Here is a 1,111-nt window from a genome sequence, read left to right on the forward strand (position 1 = left end):
GGCGTGCGGCTGGTCGGCGCGGTGGGCCGGCACCACCGGCCCAAGGCCTGGGCCATGACGCCCGCCACCGGCCGCTACGGCAACGAGTTCCTCGGCCGCGCGCGCACCGCCTACCTGGGCCTGGGCGCGCTGGCCACCAGCGAGGCCGTGTACGCCGCCTCGCACCACGACGCGACGCTGGAGCCGCTCGATGGCCGGCGCCGCTACGCGATGCGCTTCGAGGCCGACGACATGCCGCCGGCCGACGCCTTCTGGTCGGTGACGCTCTACGACAGCGACCGCTTCCTCTATCCCAACGCGATCGGCCGCCATGCGATCGGCGACCGCACGCAGGGCCTGCGACGCGGCGCCGACGGCAGCCTGGAACTGGTGCTGGGCCACGCACGGCCCGCCGATGCCGCCAACTGGCTGCCCGCGCCGGCCGGCCGCTTCTACCTGATCCTGCGCATGTACCACCCGCGCGAAGGCGTGCGCGCCTGGCGCATCCCGGCCCTGCAGCCGCGGGAGTACTGACGCCATGGCCGCAACGATCGACGCCGGGACCGACACCCTGGCCGAGGAGGCCGTGGTCTACGCCTGGCCGCTGTACGAGATGTGCCGCATGCGCGCGGCCACCTCGCCGCAACGCTGCGAGACCGCCGGAGAGGCACCGGCACCGCAACGCTGGTGCAACGTGTTCACCCATGCGCGCAAGCTGCTGGGCCCGGGCAAGAGCCGCGTCGTGACGCCGAACAACGACACGCTCTACACCAACGCCTGGCTCGACCTCGGCGCGGGCCCGCTGGTGATCGACGTGCCCGACACCGCGGGGCGCTACTACGTGCTGGGCCTGCTCGACTTCTATACGAACCCCTTCGCCCACATCGGCCAGCGGCTCACGGGCACGGCGGCGCGTTCCTTCGTGCTCGTGCCGCCGGGCTGGCACGGCGAGCTGCCGGCCGACTTCGACGCGCCCGGCGCGCGCATCGAGGCGCCCACGCGCTGGCTCTGGGTCATCGGCCGCATCCTGGTCGACGGGCCGCACGACCTGCCCACGGTGCATGCGCTGCAGGACGGCTTCGTGGTGCGCACGCTGGCCGACTGGCAGGCCGGTGCGGCGCCCCGGCCGATG

At 73.9% G+C, this 1,111-nt stretch carries 2 protein-coding genes; both read left to right on the top strand.

Annotated elements, in window-relative coordinates:
• A partial coding sequence (locus tag AC27VN_RS42085; protein WP_490880605.1) for a DUF1214 domain-containing protein occupies positions 1 to 513 on the top strand: 513 nt, incomplete at its 5' end.
• A gap of 4 nt (positions 514 to 517) precedes the next feature.
• A partial coding sequence (locus tag AC27VN_RS42090) for a DUF1254 domain-containing protein (protein WP_490880606.1) occupies positions 518 to 1,111 on the top strand: 594 nt, incomplete at its 3' end.

The sequence above is a fragment of the Variovorax sp. 20P10.2.4 genome, assembly GCF_058244205.1.